General features: G+C 45.4%; 1 protein-coding gene. It reads left to right on the top strand.

All coding sequences use genetic code 11. The features are described 5' to 3' along the window. Positions 1 to 107 precede the first annotated feature (107 nt). On the top strand, positions 108 to 553 hold a 446-nt coding region (locus tag DW015_RS13830; RefSeq protein WP_242993308.1), incomplete at its 3' end, for a DNA adenine methylase.

Genomic DNA, 553 nt, shown 5'->3' with positions numbered 1-553 from the left:
ACAACTAAAGTCGTTTTGCCAATGACAGAAAACTTCTGTAATTAGCAAAGCGACTTTCTTTCTGTCATTGGCTTTAAACGACGGAAAGGAATTTCATGAACAGTTTTATGTCATGGTTAGGCGGTAAAAAGGCATTGCGTGACGCAGTACTTGCAAGGTTTCCGCCCTACTATGAACGGTATATCGAGGTTTTCGGCGGTGCAGGCTGGGTGCTTTTTCGCAAGCCGCCCGGTATGGATTTTGAGGTGTACAACGATTTTAACGGAAATCTTGCAAATCTTTATCGCTGTGTCAGGGACAAGCCGAACAAGCTGAAATACAAGCTTCGTTATGTCCTCGATTCTCGTGAAGATTTCGACTGGATTGCTAGTCTTCATAAGCGAGGTCTGTTCAGCAGATTTCGTGATGTTGACAGGGCGGCGAAGTTTTATCAGCTTATCCGTTACAGCTACGCAAGTGGACTTGACAGCTTCGGCAGTCAGCCGCATTCAATATGGTCGGATTTCCCGATGATAGACTTGGCAGCAAGGAGATTGCAGAAGGTAGTAGTTGA

The sequence above is a fragment of the Ruminococcus sp. AF37-20 genome (assembly GCF_003460465.1).
GTDB lineage: Bacteria > Bacillota > Clostridia > Oscillospirales > Ruminococcaceae > Hominimerdicola > Hominimerdicola aceti.
This window is presented reverse-complemented; position numbering and strand designations above follow the sequence as displayed.